The sequence below is a fragment of the Clostridium sp. AF27-5AA genome (genome assembly GCF_003478415.1).
Lineage (GTDB): Bacteria > Bacillota > Clostridia > Lachnospirales > Lachnospiraceae > Otoolea > Otoolea fessa.
Genome location: NZ_QUFH01000001.1, coordinates 342,397 through 358,165, shown reverse-complemented (window position 1 = coordinate 358,165; position 15,769 = coordinate 342,397). Strand labels below are relative to the sequence as shown.

The 15,769-nt window shown below is 51.0% G+C and carries 12 protein-coding genes; 11 read left to right on the top strand and 1 reads right to left on the bottom strand.

Annotated features, from left to right (window positions below; genetic code table 11):
- The first annotated feature begins 14 nt into the window (after positions 1 to 14).
- The 3 genes from ftsY to DWY89_RS01685 all read left to right on the top strand — a co-directional run bounded on the left by ftsY (position 15) and on the right by DWY89_RS01685 (position 3,713).
- Positions 15 to 965: a signal recognition particle-docking protein FtsY gene (ftsY, locus tag DWY89_RS01695; RefSeq protein ID WP_118524105.1), complete on the top strand. Its 951-nt coding sequence runs from the start codon at positions 15 to 17 to the stop codon at positions 963 to 965.
- 168 nt (positions 966 to 1,133) lie between these two features.
- A complete protein-coding gene (ilvA, locus tag DWY89_RS01690; protein ID WP_118524360.1) occupies positions 1,134 to 2,411 on the top strand; it encodes a threonine ammonia-lyase in 1,278 nt (425 codons plus the stop codon).
- A 48-nt stretch (positions 2,412 to 2,459) separates the two neighbouring features.
- Entirely contained in the window at positions 2,460 to 3,713 is a 1,254-nt protein-coding gene (locus DWY89_RS01685) for a chloride channel protein (RefSeq protein WP_118524106.1), read from the top strand.
- A gap of 128 nt (positions 3,714 to 3,841) precedes the next feature.
- Here DWY89_RS01685 and DWY89_RS01680 read toward each other — a convergent pair whose 3' ends face one another.
- On the bottom strand, positions 3,842 to 4,135 hold the full coding sequence (locus DWY89_RS01680) for a helix-turn-helix transcriptional regulator (protein WP_022360458.1): 294 nt from the start codon (positions 4,133 to 4,135) through the stop codon (positions 3,842 to 3,844).
- 529 nt (positions 4,136 to 4,664) lie between these two features.
- On the opposite strand from DWY89_RS01680, the gene pyrH reads away from it, so the two are divergent.
- From pyrH to DWY89_RS01635, 8 genes are all read left to right on the top strand, one after another.
- Positions 4,665 to 5,366: a UMP kinase gene (gene pyrH, locus DWY89_RS01670; RefSeq protein ID WP_106999774.1), complete on the top strand. Its 702-nt coding sequence runs from the start codon at positions 4,665 to 4,667 to the stop codon at positions 5,364 to 5,366.
- A gap of 13 nt (positions 5,367 to 5,379) precedes the next feature.
- Positions 5,380 to 5,934 carry a ribosome recycling factor gene (frr, locus tag DWY89_RS01665; protein WP_022360460.1) on the top strand — a complete coding sequence of 185 codons (555 nt, stop codon included), beginning with the start codon at positions 5,380 to 5,382 and terminating at the stop codon, positions 5,932 to 5,934.
- Positions 5,935 to 6,059: 125 nt separating this feature from the next.
- Entirely contained in the window at positions 6,060 to 6,785 is a 726-nt protein-coding gene (locus DWY89_RS01660; protein WP_117795278.1) for an isoprenyl transferase, read from the top strand.
- A gap of 12 nt (positions 6,786 to 6,797) precedes the next feature.
- Positions 6,798 to 7,598, top strand: a complete 801-nt coding sequence (locus tag DWY89_RS01655; RefSeq protein WP_106999776.1) for a phosphatidate cytidylyltransferase — start codon at positions 6,798 to 6,800, stop codon at positions 7,596 to 7,598.
- Positions 7,599 to 7,640: 42 nt separating this feature from the next.
- Positions 7,641 to 8,783, top strand: coding sequence for a 1-deoxy-D-xylulose-5-phosphate reductoisomerase (locus tag DWY89_RS01650; RefSeq protein ID WP_118467607.1), 1,143 nt, complete (start codon positions 7,641 to 7,643; stop codon positions 8,781 to 8,783).
- A 1-nt stretch (position 8,784) separates the two neighbouring features.
- Positions 8,785 to 9,912, top strand: a complete 1,128-nt coding sequence (gene rseP, locus DWY89_RS01645; protein WP_118522369.1) for an RIP metalloprotease RseP — start codon at positions 8,785 to 8,787, stop codon at positions 9,910 to 9,912.
- Between the two features lie 228 nt (positions 9,913 to 10,140).
- A complete protein-coding gene (gene ispG, locus DWY89_RS01640) occupies positions 10,141 to 11,217 on the top strand; it encodes a flavodoxin-dependent (E)-4-hydroxy-3-methylbut-2-enyl-diphosphate synthase (RefSeq protein ID WP_118524301.1) in 1,077 nt (358 codons plus the stop codon).
- Positions 11,218 to 11,221: 4 nt separating this feature from the next.
- Complete coding sequence (locus DWY89_RS01635) at positions 11,222 to 15,748, top strand: PolC-type DNA polymerase III (protein WP_118472297.1); 4,527 nt, start codon at positions 11,222 to 11,224, stop codon at positions 15,746 to 15,748.
- The last annotated feature ends 21 nt before the right edge of the window (positions 15,749 to 15,769 follow it).

Genomic DNA, 15,769 nt, shown 5'->3' with positions numbered 1-15,769 from the left:
AGGGAGGCGCAGGCATGGGAGAGAAGAAAAAGGGTTTTTTCAGCCGTCTGGTAGAAGGGCTGACGAAGACGAGAGATTCCATCGTAAGCGGAATTGATTCCGTATTCAGCGGTTTTTCCGCGATCGATGATGATTTCTACGAGGAGATCGAAGAAACGCTTATCATGGGCGATCTAGGTATCCAGACGACGATGGCGATCGTCGAGGATCTCCGGAAAAAGGTAAAAGAAAACCACATCAAGGATCCGGCAGAGTGCAAGGATCTTCTGATTGCCAGCATCAAAGAACAGATGGATCTGGGCGAAAATGCTTACGAATTTGAGAACCGCAAGTCGGTTGTGCTGGTGATCGGCGTCAACGGCGTCGGCAAGACGACCTCGGTCGGCAAGCTGGCAGGTCAGTTAAAGGATCAGGGCAAGAAGGTTATTCTGGCGGCGGCGGATACATTCCGTGCGGCAGCGATTGAGCAGCTGACGGAGTGGGCAGGTCGCGCGGGCGTTGAGCTGATCGCCCAGCAGGAAGGTTCTGATCCGGCAGCTGTTATCTACGATGCGATCGCGGCGGCAAAATCAAGAAATGCCGATGTGCTGATCTGCGACACGGCAGGTCGTCTGCACAATAAGAAAAACCTGATGGAAGAGTTAAAGAAGATCAACCGGATCATCGACAAAGAATATCCGGACGCCTACCGTGAGACATTGGTTGTCCTTGACGGAACGACCGGTCAGAACGCGCTTGCACAGGCAAAACAGTTTATGGAGGTGGCGGATATCACCGGCATCATCCTGACGAAGCTGGATGGCACGGCAAAGGGCGGTATCGCGGTTGCGATCCAGTCCGAGCTTGGTATTCCGGTTAAATATGTCGGAATCGGCGAGAAGATTGACGATTTACAGAAATTCGATGCGAATGATTTCGTTAATGCACTGTTTAAGAGAAATGAAGCATTGACAGAGAATGAATAAAGCTAAAAATAGCTGAACATGCCGCGGCTGAAACTGGTTTGGCGGAGAACAAATCTGCTTAAGCCGCAGATTCAGATAGACAGGACGCACCCGGCAGACTGTCTGGTCAGAGAATCGGCAAAAGCAGGGCGCATTCTGAGAGGCACAGATAAATGGAGGAAAGAGACAATGAGTGAGACAATAAAGGAAGAGGCAGCAGAGGCAGTACAGGCTGAGCCGCAGGGACTGACACTGGATAAATTCGAGGAAGCAACCGAGGTTGTCAGCAAGGTTATTTCCGAGACAAAACTGGTTTACAGTGAATATTTTTCGAATCTGACCGGCAATAAAGTATATTTAAAACCGGAAAATATGCAGTATACAGGCGCTTACAAGGTAAGAGGTGCATTTTATAAGATCAGCACCCTGAGCGATGAGGAGAAACAGCGCGGCCTGATCACCGCATCGGCTGGAAACCATGCACAGGGCGTTGCATACGCGGCAAAACTGGCTGGCTGCAAGGCAACGGTTGTTATGCCGACGACCACACCGCTCATGAAGGTAAATCGTACCAGAAGCTATGGCGCAGAGGTGGTTCTTCACGGCGATGTATTCGACGAGGCGCTGGCATATGCAAATGAGCTGGCAGCGGAGCACGGATATACCTTTATCCATCCCTTCAACGATCTGGACGTAGCCACCGGTCAGGGAACCATCGCCATGGAGATCATCAAAGAGCTTCCGACCGTTGATTATATTCTGGTTCCGATTGGCGGCGGTGGACTCTGTACCGGTGTTGCAACGCTGGCAAAACTGCTGAATCCGAAGATCAAAGTGATTGGTGTAGAACCGGCAGGCGCAAACTGTATGCAGGAATCCCTGAAAGCAGGAAAGGTAGTGACTCTCCCGAACGTCAACACAATCGCGGATGGTACTGCCGTTAAACGCCCGGGCGATCTGCTGTTCCCGTACATCCAGATCAACGTGGATGATATCATCACCATCGAGGACTCCGAGCTGATTGTGGCATTTCTTGATATGGTAGAAAACCACAAGATGATCGTTGAGAATTCCGGTCTTCTGACCGTGGCGGCTCTGAAACACCTGAATGTGAAGAAGAAAAAAGTCGTATCCATCCTGAGCGGCGGCAACATGGACGTGATCACAATGGCATCCATCGTACAGCATGGTCTGATCCAGAGAGACCGCGTATTTACCGTATCGGTACTGCTGCCGGATAAGCCAGGAGAGCTTGCAAAGGTTGCAAATCTGATGGCAGCGGAGCAGGGCAATGTCATCAAACTGGAGCACAACCAGTTTGTCAGCATCAACCGCAACGCAGCAGTGGAGCTGCGGATCACCGTTGAGGCGTTTGGTACGGATCACAAGAATAAGATAGTGGAAGCACTCAAGGAAGCAGGCTACCGTCCGAAGCTGGTAAAATCCAAAAATATCTATGATGTCTAAGATGGAAATGAAAAGCAGTGTGGATAGAGCAGACAGGGGAGAGTTGAAATGAAGCGGGAGAAATATGAGCCGGTGTTAAAAAATATTTCCTATTTTATAAAATGGGTGGAAGGCGCGATTGTGATTGGAATTGTGAGCGGCTGCATCGGCACGGCATTTGGAAAATGTGTCCTATGGGTGTCGGCATTCTTTCAAAGCCACCCGTGGATGGTCTTTCTGCTGCCGCTTACCGGTCTTCTGGTTCTGGGTGTTTACCATGTGCTGGGAGAGAGTAATAACCGGGGCACAAATATGGTGATCGAATCGATCTATTCGAACACAGAGATCAGTTTTGCGACTGCCCCGGCAGTCTTTGCAGGAACACTTCTGACGCACCTGGGCGGCGGTTCTGCCGGACGGGAGGGCGCGGCGCTGCAGATGGGAGGAAGCATCGGAACCCAGATCGGAAAATGGCTGAAATTTGATGAGAAAGATAAGAAAATTGCGGTCATGTGCGGCATGAGCGGTGTGTTTGCCGCCTTGTTTGGCACACCGATGGCGGCGGCGATCTTTTCGATGGAGGTTATCAGCATCGGCGTTATGTACTATGCAGCGCTGGTTCCATGTGTCTTTTCTGCCTTTACGGCGGCGGCGCTGGCGAGGTTCTGGGGACTGATGCCGGAGCAGTTTGCGATTGGTGCGGTTCCTGCGTGGAGTATTGAAACAGCGATCGTGGCTGTCGGTCTGGCGGCTGGCTGCGCGCTGGTGTCGGAGCTTTTCTGCATCACGCTTCACACAACGGAACATCTCTACAAAAAATATCTTCCATCGCCGGTCTGGCGGATTCTATCCGGCGCGGCGATTGTGATTGTTTTGACGCTTCTGACCGGTTCGACCCGCTACAACGGAAGCGGCGTCTCCCTGATTGAAAAATGTTTCGAGGGCGAGGGACTTCCATGGGATTTCCTGATGAAAATTCTCTTTACGACGGTTACGCTGGAGGCAGGCTTCAAGGGAGGCGAGATCGTGCCGACCCTGACGATCGGCGCGGCGTTTGGCAGTTTCTTTGCATTTCTCTTTGGACAGCCAGTCGGTCTTATGACCGCCTGCGGTATGCTGGGACTCTTCGTGGGAGTCACAAACTGCCCGATCTCAACGCTTCTGCTGGGCTTTGAGCTTTTTGGCTATGGGGCGATGCCGTTTTTCGTGCTGGTGATTGCAGTCAGCTTTAGTTTCTCTGGTTATTACAGCCTGTATGCGAGTCAGAAATTTATCTACTCGAAGACGAGGACGGAGTTTATTAACCGGAAGACGAATAAATAGGTGGAAAATGCTCACCATAATTTTGATTTTTTACTTTTGAATACCACAAAAAGGGTTCCAATTTATCTTTGGAACCCTAAAATGTCATGCTTTAAAGAAATTCATGAATCTACGTGCTCTATCATGATTTATTCATGAAAATCCTGCGGTTTCTCATCACGGAAATCGAGCAGGGCGCGCGGTGCAACCTGCAGAACACCTGCAATATCAAAGAGACTCTCTAAGGAAAGACTCGTTTTCATGTTCGGTGCCTCGATGTTGGATATATGAGTCCGGCTTAAATCGGTCGCCTCTGCTAAAGCCATCTGGCTCATGCCGCGGAGTTTGCGGTAATAAGCGATGTTGAGACCTATCTGACGGTAATATTTTTCATAACGGTTTGTCTGCTGCTTGTTAATTTGTTTTTGATCGATTGCTGTCATATTTTTCAAGTGCCTCCCCGATCCGAAAGAATCATGCGTTATTGTTATTTCAGAGATAATAAATAATTACAACTGATATAACTATTGTAGCTGGAAATTGATTTTTATCAAACAATATAATGATTCAAATTTGCAATGTTATAAAATGCATATCCAATAAAATAATGCACATACATGGGTTGCACCTAGGAAGGCTGTTAAATAATGCACAGAAAAAGATTGCAGAGGATAAGTGCAGATAAATAATGAGAAGCTGGGGGCAGAATGAGAGCGGCGGGAAAAGGTGAAATAGAAAAAGAAGTAAAACGGGCACTAAAATTTGAGAAAAAAATGAAAAACAGGGCGAAGAATCCGTATACAGAAAGGCGTTTTGGGAAAAGGATGAAAGGATGCACAGGATTTACGAAAATTCTATCGCACATTCGGATTTTTTGTGGTAGAATATCTTTGATAAGGTGACGCGGCTTTTTACGGTCATCACAGATAAAATGTACATCAGAACGTACATATAGACAGGGAGAACCGAATTATGGAATTAAAGCGGGTATTACTGAAGCTGAGCGGAGAAGCGCTGGCAGGCGACAAGAAAACCGGGTTTGATGAAGCAACGGTCAAGGAAGTAGCCAGACAGGTTAAGACGGCGGTCGATGACGGAATCGAAGTAGGTATCGTGATCGGCGGCGGAAACTTCTGGAGAGGCCGCCAGAGCAATGCAATCGATCGGACCAAGGCGGATCAGATCGGAATGCTGGCAACGGTCATGAACTGTATTTACGTGTCGGAGATCTTCCGGAGCGAAGGCATGATGACACAGATTCTGACACCATTTGAGTGCGGCTCCATGACGAAGCTGTTTTCAAAGGACAGAGCCAATAAATATTTCTCAAAGGGTATGGTTGTATTTTTTGCAGGCGGTACAGGTCATCCGTATTTCTCAACTGATACCGGTGTAGCGCTGCGTGCGATTGAGATGGATGCAGACTGCATTCTTCTAGCTAAGGCGATCGACGGCGTCTATGACAGCGATCCGAAGATCAACCCGGATGCAAAGAAGTATGATACGATCACGATTCAGGAGGTGATCGACAAGCAGCTGGCGGTCGTAGACCTCACAGCTTCCATCATGTGTATGGAAAATCACGTTCCGATGGCAGTATTCAGCCTGAATGAAAAAGACGGAATTGTAAATGCAATGCGCGGAAAAATTAACGGTACAGTGGTTACCGCATAACTAGGAGGATTTTATGCAGGAGAGATTAAAAGTTTACGAAGAGAAGATGAATAAGTCCTATGACGCACTGCTGAATGAGTATACATCCATTCGTGCTGGACGTGCGAACCCGCATGTACTGGACAAAATCAAAGTAGATTACTACGGTGCACCGACCCCGTTACAGCAGGTGGCAAATATCTCTGTACCGGAGCCGCGTATGATTCTGATCCAGCCGTGGGAGAAGAAGCTCATTAAGGACATCGAGAAAGCGATCCTGACTTCCGATCTGGGTATCAACCCGAACAACGATGGAAGTGCAGTCCGCCTGATTTTCCCGGAGCTTACTGAGGAACGCCGTAAAGATCTGGCAAAGGATGTTAAGAAAAAGGGCGAGGGCGCGAAGGTTGCAGTCCGCAATATCCGCCGTGATGCAAACGACCTGTTAAAGAAGCTGGAAAAAGGCGGCGAGATCACCGAGGATGAGCTGGCAGATGGCGAGGATCAGATCCAGAAGCTGACTGACAAGATGATCGCAAAGGTTGATAAAGCAGTAGAAGAAAAAACAGCTGAGATCATGACTGTATAAAAATACAATAGAGTTTAAATGTAAAAATCAGGCTGCCTCAAGCAGGGCTGGCCGGCATTGCAGATGCGGATGGCCGGCTGGTCCTGTTTTCTGGCTATTAAGGGAATATTATGGAGGAAAACTGGATGGAAAGGGACATCGAAAACCTGGTAATTCCGCAGCATGTCGCCCTCATTCTGGATGGCAACGGCAGATGGGCGAAGAAGAGAGGTCTTCCGAGAACCGTAGGTCATAAACAGGGGTGTGTGACGGTTGAACAGACGGTTGAGGATGCAGCGAGACTGGGAATCCGTTATCTGACGGTATATGGTTTTTCAACGGAAAACTGGAAGCGTTCTGCTGAAGAAGTAGGGGCGCTGATGCAGCTCTTCCGTTTTTATCTGAAACGGCTTTTAAAGATTGCCAAGAAAAATAATGTAAGAGTCAAAATGATCGGCGACCGCACGCGCTTTGACAGCGATATCATCGAGGGCATCAACCGCCTGGAAGACGAGACGGCGGCAAACACGGGCATGACCTTTGTGATCGCAGTCAACTACGGCGGCAGAGATGAGATCACGCGCGCGGTGCGCCATATGATGATGGACTGTCAGGACGGAAAGCTGGTGCCGGAGAACGTGACAGAGCAGACCGTTGCGTCCTATTTAGATACGGCGGGCATCCCGGACCCGGATCTTCTGATCCGCACCAGCGGCGAGATCCGCCTGTCCAATTATCTGCTGTGGCAGCTTGCCTACAGTGAGATTTATATCACGGACTGCCTGTGGCCGGATTTCAACCGCGACGAGCTTATAAAGGCAATTGAGCAGTTCAATCAAAGAGACAGACGCTTTGGCGGAGTCAAGGCATAAGGAGGAGTTGCCATGTTCAGAACGAGGCTGATAAGCGGGATTGTGCTTGTAGCACTCGCGATTTTACTGGTTACAAAGGGCGGTGTCCTTCTGTACTGTGTGACCGCCGCGATCTCCCTGATCGGTATGTTTGAGCTTTACCGGGTTATGGGGATTGAGAAAAAAGCGCCGGGCATCGCCGGGTATCTGGCGTGTCTGGGATATTATGGGCTGGTGTGGTTTGAAGGGCAGCATTATGTGACGCTGCTTGCGATTGCAGCCCTGATGGTGCTGATGAGCATTTACGTGTTTACGTTTCCGAAATATGGGACCGAGCAGATTACAGTAGCATTTTTCGGCATTTTTTATCTGGGAATTATGCTTTCCTACCTGTATCAGGTGCGGGCAATGGCGGACGGAAAATACCTTGTCTGGCTGATCTTTTTAAGCTCCTGGGGCTGTGACACCTGCGCATACTGCGCGGGAATGCTCCTTGGAAAACACCGTCTGGCACCGGTTTTAAGCCCGAAAAAATCGATCGAGGGCGCCGTCGGCGGTGTGGTCGGATCGGCTCTGTTAGGCTGCATTTATGCGTATTTCTTCGGTGCGAAGATGGACGAAGTCAGCAATCCGATGGTGGCATGCGCGGTGGCGTGTGCGATTGCGGCGGTCATTTCCCAGATCGGGGATCTGGCGGCGTCGGCGATCAAGCGGAACCACAATGTCAAGGATTACGGAAACCTGATTCCGGGACACGGCGGCGTGCTGGATCGGTTCGACAGCATGATTTTTACGGCACCGGCGATTTATTTTGCACTGACGTTTTTACGATAAAACGAAAGCATGTATGAAAATACAGAAACAGGAGAATAAGAAATGAAAAAAATTGCGATACTTGGATCAACCGGATCGATCGGAACACAGACATTGGAAGTGGTCCGGGCGAATAAAGATATAGAAGTAACGGCTCTGGCGGCTGGAAGCAATATTGATCTTCTGGAGAAACAGATCCGGGAGTTTTCTCCGAAGATCGCGGCGGTCTGGAACGAGGAAAAAGCAAAAGAACTGAAAGACCGTGTGCGGGATCTGGATATCCGTGTCGAGAGCGGCATGGATGGACTTCTCGCAGTGGCAACGGAGCTGGGGGCGGAGATTGTGGTGACAGCGGTGGTCGGAATGATCGGTATCCGCCCGACGATCGCAGCGATGAATGCTGGAAAAGATATTGCACTTGCAAACAAAGAGACCCTGGTAACGGCCGGGCATATCATTATGTCGCTGGCAAAGGAGAAGCATGTCCGCATTCTGCCGGTGGACAGCGAGCACAGCGCGATTTTCCAGAGTTTGAACGGTGAGACGGGAAATAAGATCCACAAGATTCTCCTGACAGCGTCCGGCGGACCGTTCCGCGGATGGACGAGAGAGCAGATGAAGAGTGTGCAGGTCGAAGATGCGCTGAAACATCCGAACTGGACGATGGGGCGCAAGATCACGATCGACAGTTCCACGATGGTAAACAAAGGTCTGGAAGTTATGGAGGCGAGATGGCTCTTTGGCGTGGAGATGGATCAGGTGCAGGTGGTTGTGCAGCCGCAGAGTGTGATTCATTCAATGGTAGAGTACGAGGACGGCGCGGTAATAGCGCAGCTCGGCACGCCGGATATGAAACTTCCGATCCAGTATGCGCTGTATTATCCAGAACGCCGCTTCCTGGCGGGCGACCGGCTGGATTTTGCAAAGCTGGCACAGATTACCTTTGAAGCGCCGGATTTTGAGAATTTCCACGGACTTTCCCTGGCATACAAAGCCGGACGGCGCGGCGGCACGCTTCCGACCGTGTTCAACGCGGCAAATGAGCGGGCAGTCCAGAAATTCCTCGATCGCGAGATCGGATATCTGACCATCACTGATATGATTGAGGCGGCGATGGAACACCACACCGTGAAAGAGAATCCGACGGTCGAAGAGATTCTGGCAGCAGAACAGGAAACCTATGATTTTATAGAGAGCAGGTGGTAGATTGGTAAGTTTGCTGGCGGCGCTGATTGTATTCAGCCTGATCGTGCTGTTTCATGAATTTGGACATTTTTTATTGGCAAAACGGGGCGGAATCTGCGTCGTTGAGTTTTCGCTCGGCATGGGTCCTAGACTTTTCAGTTTTGTGAAAGGCGGGACGCGGTACTCGCTGAAGCTGCTTCCGTTTGGCGGTTCTTGTATGATGCTGGGGGAAGATGAAGGGTATGATGCGCCGGGTGAGACGGAAAAAGGGAGTTCCTGCGATCAGAACCAGAGTCTGACAGATGGAAAAACGGATCGGCTCCTGCTGCCTTCGGGCGCAACGGGGACTTATTTTAATGCGGTTTCTGCCTGGACACGTTTTAAAGTCGTGGTGGCAGGACCTGTATTCAACTTCATTCTGGCGTGGTTTTGCGCCTTTTTCGTGATCAGCTGTGTGGGATTTGATCCGGCGTCGGTTGTCAGTGTTGAGGACGGCTATCCGGCACAGGAGGCGGGGCTGCAGGCGGGCGATACGATCGAGCGCTTAAATGGTACGCGCACCTATCTGTACCGCGATGTGCAGACGTATCTGCAGTTTCATCCGGGAAAGAGTGTCACGGTGGAGTATGTGCGGGATGGGAAATCCTACACGACGCAGATGGTTCCGCGCTATTCCGAGGAGGCGGGACGCTATCTTATTGGAATCAGCGGCGGCGTTTACCGGAAACCGGCGTCCGTGATTCAGACGGCGCAGTATAGCTTCTATGAAGTGCGCTATTGGATCCGTGTGACGTTCAGCAGCCTTGGCATGATTCTGAAGCGGCAGGTCAGCTCGAACGATATCGCGGGTCCGGTGCGGATTGTGTCGATGATCGGCACGACGGTCAAGGAGAGCCAGAGCTACGGACTTATGATTGTGCTTGTCAATCTGGCCAATATGTGTATTCTACTCAGCGCCAATCTGGGTGTCATGAATCTGCTTCCGATTCCGGCGCTGGACGGCGGACGGCTTGTATTTATCATTCTGGAGATGCTGCGCGGCAAGCCGGTTGATCCGGAAAAAGAGGGCATGGTCCATATGGTGGGCATGGCGGCGTTGATGACGCTGATGTTATTTGTATTGTTTAATGATATTAGAAATTTATTGTAATAATTCATGTAACTGTTCAGTAGGTCTGCGCATTTACTGCGCTGACCGTACGAAAACATGGACCAGCAGGCAAAAATCCCATTGCCGTAGGCAATTTTTGATGGATTTTTGCGCGTGACTGTGAAGGTACTGAACAGTTACTAATTCATTTGATTCAAAGGCATGAAAGATTTGCTCGAAAGAGGCCGGAAATTTTGTGTCGGAGAAGAACGGTTTGGGAGGAACGATATGGGATACCGGGACGAGACGAAAGTGGTGCAGATTGGAAAACGACAGATCGGCGGCGGCAATCCGATTCTGATCCAGTCGATGTGTAATACGAAAACAGAGGATGTGGAGGCGACCGTCGAGCAGATTCTGGCGCTGGAGCACGCGGGCTGCGATATTATCCGTGTGGCAGTGCCGACAATGGAGGCGGCTGCTGCCCTGACGGAGATTAAACGCCAGATACATATTCCATTGGTGGCGGATATTCATTTTGACTATCGTCTCGCGATCGCGGCGATCGAGTGCGGCGCGGACAAAATCCGTATCAATCCGGGAAATATCGGTTCCAGAGAGCGGATCCAGGCGGTGGTTGACAAGGCAAAAGAGTATGGCGTGCCGATTCGTGTCGGCGTCAACAGCGGTTCTTTGGAAAAGTCATTGGTAGAGAAATATGGCGGCGTGACAGCGGAAGGACTCGTTGAGAGTGCGCTGGATAAGGTTGCCCTGATTGAGCAGATGGGTTATGATAATCTGGTCATCAGCATCAAATCTTCGGATGTTATGATGTGTGTAAAAGCACATGAACTAATTGCAAAAAAGACTCATTATCCGCTGCATGTCGGTATCACAGAGGCGGGAACTGTGATTGCGGGCAATATCAAGTCAGCGGTCGGTCTGGGACTGATTTTGAGTCAGGGAATCGGTGATACGATCCGCGTGTCCCTGACAGGCAGCCCGCTGGAGGAGATCAAGTCGGCAAAGCTGATTTTGAAGACGCTGGGACTTCGTCGGGGTGGCGTGGAAGTTGTTTCATGTCCGACCTGCGGACGCACGCAGATCGACCTCATCGGTCTGGCAAACCAGGTGGAGACGCTGGTACAGGGATATCCGCTGGATATCAAGGTTGCCGTCATGGGCTGCGTGGTCAACGGACCGGGCGAGGCGAAGGAAGCCGATCTCGGTGTAGCCGGCGGTATCGGCGAAGGACTTCTGATACGCAAGGGCGAGATTGTGAAAAAACTGCCGGAGAGTGAACTTTTACCGGCGCTCAAAGCGGAGCTTGACCGGATGGTGGAAGAGAAAAAAGCAAAGGAATGATAGAATGAAAACATTTCTGGAGGTATTTCCAGATTTACATATTGCGGAAAATGTGCGGGGACTGCTTGAAATGGTCGGGATCGAGAAGATCTCGACGAACCGTGACCGGAGCGTGATCCGCGTCTACATCGACAGCCCGCGCCTGATGCACAAGCAGAGTATCTACGATCTGGAAAAAGGCATCAAGGAGCAGTTGTTTCCGGGCAAACGGGTGACGATCAAGATTTTGGAGAAATACCATCTGTCCAGCCAGTACACGCCGGAAAAACTCATGAATGTGTACCGGGACAGTATTTTGATGGAGCTGAAAAATTACAGTATCCTTCTTTATAATATGTTCCGTAAGGCGGAGATGGATTTTGAAGAAGAAGGATACCTGAAGCTGTCGCTGGAGGACACGATGATCGTGCGCGATAAGGCACAGGAACTGGTGCGGATTCTGGAGAAAATCTTCACCGAGCGCTGCAATGTGCCAATGGTTGTGAAGACTTCCTACCGTCCGGTTGAGAAGAAGAATACTGAGCCGGAGATCATCTACATGAAGCCGCAGGCGGCAGGCGAGAGTGGCTCGGCAGGCGGAAGCGGCGCGGCTGCCGGGGCAGCAGGTGCCAATGAGGCGTATATGGAACCGTCGGGGGCAGAACCTGCCTCTGGCGGTGTCGATCTGCCATTTGACGAGGGAAAGACTGTTTTAAAACCGGTTGGTAAGCTGAAAGCCGGAGGGAATCCGGCAGGAGGCAGAAACCAGGCAGGCAGCGCAAATGCTGGATCTAGCAAGGGCGGCGAGTACCGCCGTTCGGGCTATATGAAGAAATCCGACAATCCGGATGTGCTGTTTGGGCGCGATTTCGATGAGGAGGCGAGCCCGATCGAGGAGCTGGAAGGCGAGGTTGGGCAGGTTGTCATCCGCGGAAAGATCCTGACCTGCGAGCTAAGGGAGCTTCGCAGCGGCAACACATTGTTTATGTTTTCGGTAACGGATTTTACAGATACAATCGGCGTCAAGATCTTTGCACGGGAAGATACGCTGGATGATTTGAAGATGGCGACCAAGGCGGGACAGTTTGTCCGCATCAAGGGTGTTGCCAACATTGATAAATTTGACGGCGAGCTGACGATCGGTTCGGTTTCCGGCATCAAGAAATGCGAAGATTTCACCAGCAAGCGGATGGACAACAGTCCGGTCAAGCGCGTGGAGCTTCACTGTCACACAAAGATGAGCGATATGGACGGTGTTTCCGAGGTCAAGGATATCATCAAACGTGCCAAACAGTGGGGCATGGACGCGATCGCTGTCACCGACCACGGCTGTGTGCAGGCATTTCCGGATGCGAACCATGCGGTCGATAAGGGCGAAAACTTCAAGATCCTCTATGGTGTTGAGGGCTATCTCGTCGATGATATGAAGGAGCTGGCGGAGAATGAGAAAGGACAGACGTTAGACCACACCTGCGTTGTATTCGATATCGAGACGACCGGTTTCAGCCCGATCAAGAACCGCATCATCGAGATCGGCGCGGTGCGTGTGACGGATGGAAAGATTGTGGACAAATTCAGCACATTTGTCAACCCGGAAGTGCCAATCCCCTATGACATTGAACAGCTGACAAGCATCAACGACGGCATGGTAATCAGCGCGCCGACGATCGAAGAGGTTCTGCCGGAGTTTCTGGCATTCTGCGAGGGTGCGGTCATGGTCGCGCACAACGCGTCGTTTGATATCAGTTTCATCAAAGAAAATGCGAGACGGCAGGGACTCACATTCCAGCCGACCGTTCTCGATACGGTTTCGCTGGCGCGTGTCCTGCTGCCGAACCTGAACCGCTTCAAGCTCGACACGGTAGCGAAAGAGCTTAAAATTTCCCTCGAAAACCATCACCGGGCGGTCGATGATGCGGGGGCGACGGCAGAGATTTTTGTCAAGTTCATCGAGATGTTAAAGGCTCGTGATATCGAAAACCTGACGCAGCTCAACGAACTCAGCAAAATGACACCGGAAATGATCCGGAAGATGCCGACCTACCATATTATTATTCTGGCGAAGAATGATGTCGGGCGAATCAACCTGTACCGGCTGATTTCCCAGTCAAACCTGACGTATTTTGCAAAACGTCCGCGGATTCCAAAGAGTCTGCTGGCGAGCCACCGCGAGGGGCTGATTCTTGGATCGGCGTGCGAGGCGGGCGAGCTGTTTCAGGCGATCCTGCGCGGGGTTCCGGAGGAGGAACTGGGAAAAATAGCGAATTTCTACGATTATCTGGAAGTGCAGCCGCTTGGAAACAACGCATTTATGCTGCGGGATGAGAAAAGTTCAGTCAACACCTGGGAGGATCTGCAGGATCTGAACCGCAAAGTGATTGAACTTGGCGAACAGTGGAACAAGCTGGTCTGCGCGACCTGCGACGTACATTTTCTCGATCCGGAGGATGAGGTCTACCGCCGTATCATCATGGCGAGCAAGGGCTTTAAGGATGCAGACGATCAGGCACCACTGTATCTGCGGACCACCGAGGAAATGCTGGGGGAATTTGAATATTTAGGCAGCGATAAGGCGGAGGAGATCGTTATCACAAACACGCGCAAGATCGCGGCGATGTGCGAGCGCATTTCCCCGGTACGCCCGGACAAGTGTCCGCCGGTTATTCCGAATTCGGATGATACGCTGCGTACCATCTGTTATAACCACGCGCATGATATGTACGGCGATAAGTTGCCGAAGGTGGTAGTCGATCGGTTGGAGCGTGAACTTCACTCGATCATTTCCAATGGATTCGCCGTTATGTATATCATCGCGCAGAAGCTGGTTTGGAAGTCGAATGAGGATGGATATCTGGTTGGTTCGCGAGGATCCGTTGGTTCCTCGCTGGCGGCGACGATGTCTGGTATCACGGAGGTAAATCCGCTGAGCCCGCATTATTACTGCCCGAACTGCCATTATTACGATTTTGATTCCGAAGACGTAAAGAAGTTTTCGGGTATGGCGGGCTGCGATATGCCGGATAAGATATGTCCAAAGTGCGGAAAACCGTTGAAAAAAGACGGGTTCGACATCCCGTTTGAGACGTTCCTGGGATTCAAGGGCGATAAGGAGCCGGATATAGACTTAAACTTCTCCGGCGAGTACCAGAGCCGGGCGCACAGCTATACGGAGGTCATCTTCGGAAAAGGACAGACCTTCCGTGCGGGGACGATCGGTACGTTGGCGGATAAGACAGCGTATGGTTTTGTGGCGCATTATTATGAGGATAAAGGAATCCGTAAGCGTCGGTGCGAGATTGAGCGCATCGTGTCCGGCTGCGTCGGCGTGCGGCGTACCACCGGACAGCATCCGGGCGGTATCATCGTATTGCCCCTCGGAGAGGAGATTGACACGTTTACACCGGTGCAGCACCCGGCGGACGATATGACGACACGTACCGTCACGACGCATTTCGATTACCACTCGATCGACCACAACTTGTTGAAACTCGATATTCTCGGACACGATGATCCGACCATGATTCGTATGCTGCAGGATTTGACGGGACTCGACCCGGTTAAGGATATTCCACTGGATTCGAAGGAGGTCATGAGTCTCTTCCAGAACACGGAGGCGCTCGGTGTCACGCCGGAGGATCTCGGCGGCTGTAAGCTCGGGGCGCTTGGCATTCCGGAGTTTGGTACAGACTTCGCGATGCAGATGTTGATCGATGCCAAACCGAAATATTTTTCGGATTTGGTGCGGATTTCCGGTCTGTCCCACGGTACGGATGTATGGTTAGGAAACGCGAAAGACCTTATCCTGAGCGGACAGGCGACGATTCAGACGGCGATTTGTTGTCGAGACGATATTATGATTTATCTGATTCAGAAAGGACTCGAAGAGGGACTCTCCTTCACTATCATGGAGTCTGTCCGAAAAGGAAAAGGACTGAAACCGGAGTGGATCGAGGAGATGAAAGCTCACGATGTGCCGCAGTGGTATATTGATTCCTGCCTGAAAATCAAGTATATGTTCCCGAAGGCGCACGCGGCGGCTTACGTTATGATGGCATGGCGTGTGGCGTACTGTAAGGTATTTTACCCGCTGGCGTACTATGCGGCATATTTCAGCATCCGTGCGAGTGGATTTACCTACAAGCTGATGTGCCAGGGGCGCGATAAGCTGGAGTACCATCTGGCGGAATACAAGAGCCGGTCGGATTCTCTTTCCAAGAAAGAGCAGGACACGCTGCGCGATATGCGTATCGTACAGGAAATGTACGCGCGCGGATTTGAGTTCATGCCCATCGATATTTACCGGGCAAAAGCCCGCAATTTCCAGATTATAGACGGAAAGCTGATGCCGTCGTTAAGCAGTATCGACGGACTGGGCGAGAAAGCGGCAGACGCGATTGTTTTTGCGGCGGAGGACGGAAAGTTCTTGTCGAAAGAGGACTTTATCAACCGTACCAAGGTTACGAAGACGGTGTGCGATCTGATGGCAGAGCTGGGAATTCTGACGGGGCTGCCGGAGAGCAATCAGCTTTCGCTGTTTGATATGGTGATGTAAAAGAGCCGTACTAAAAAATGG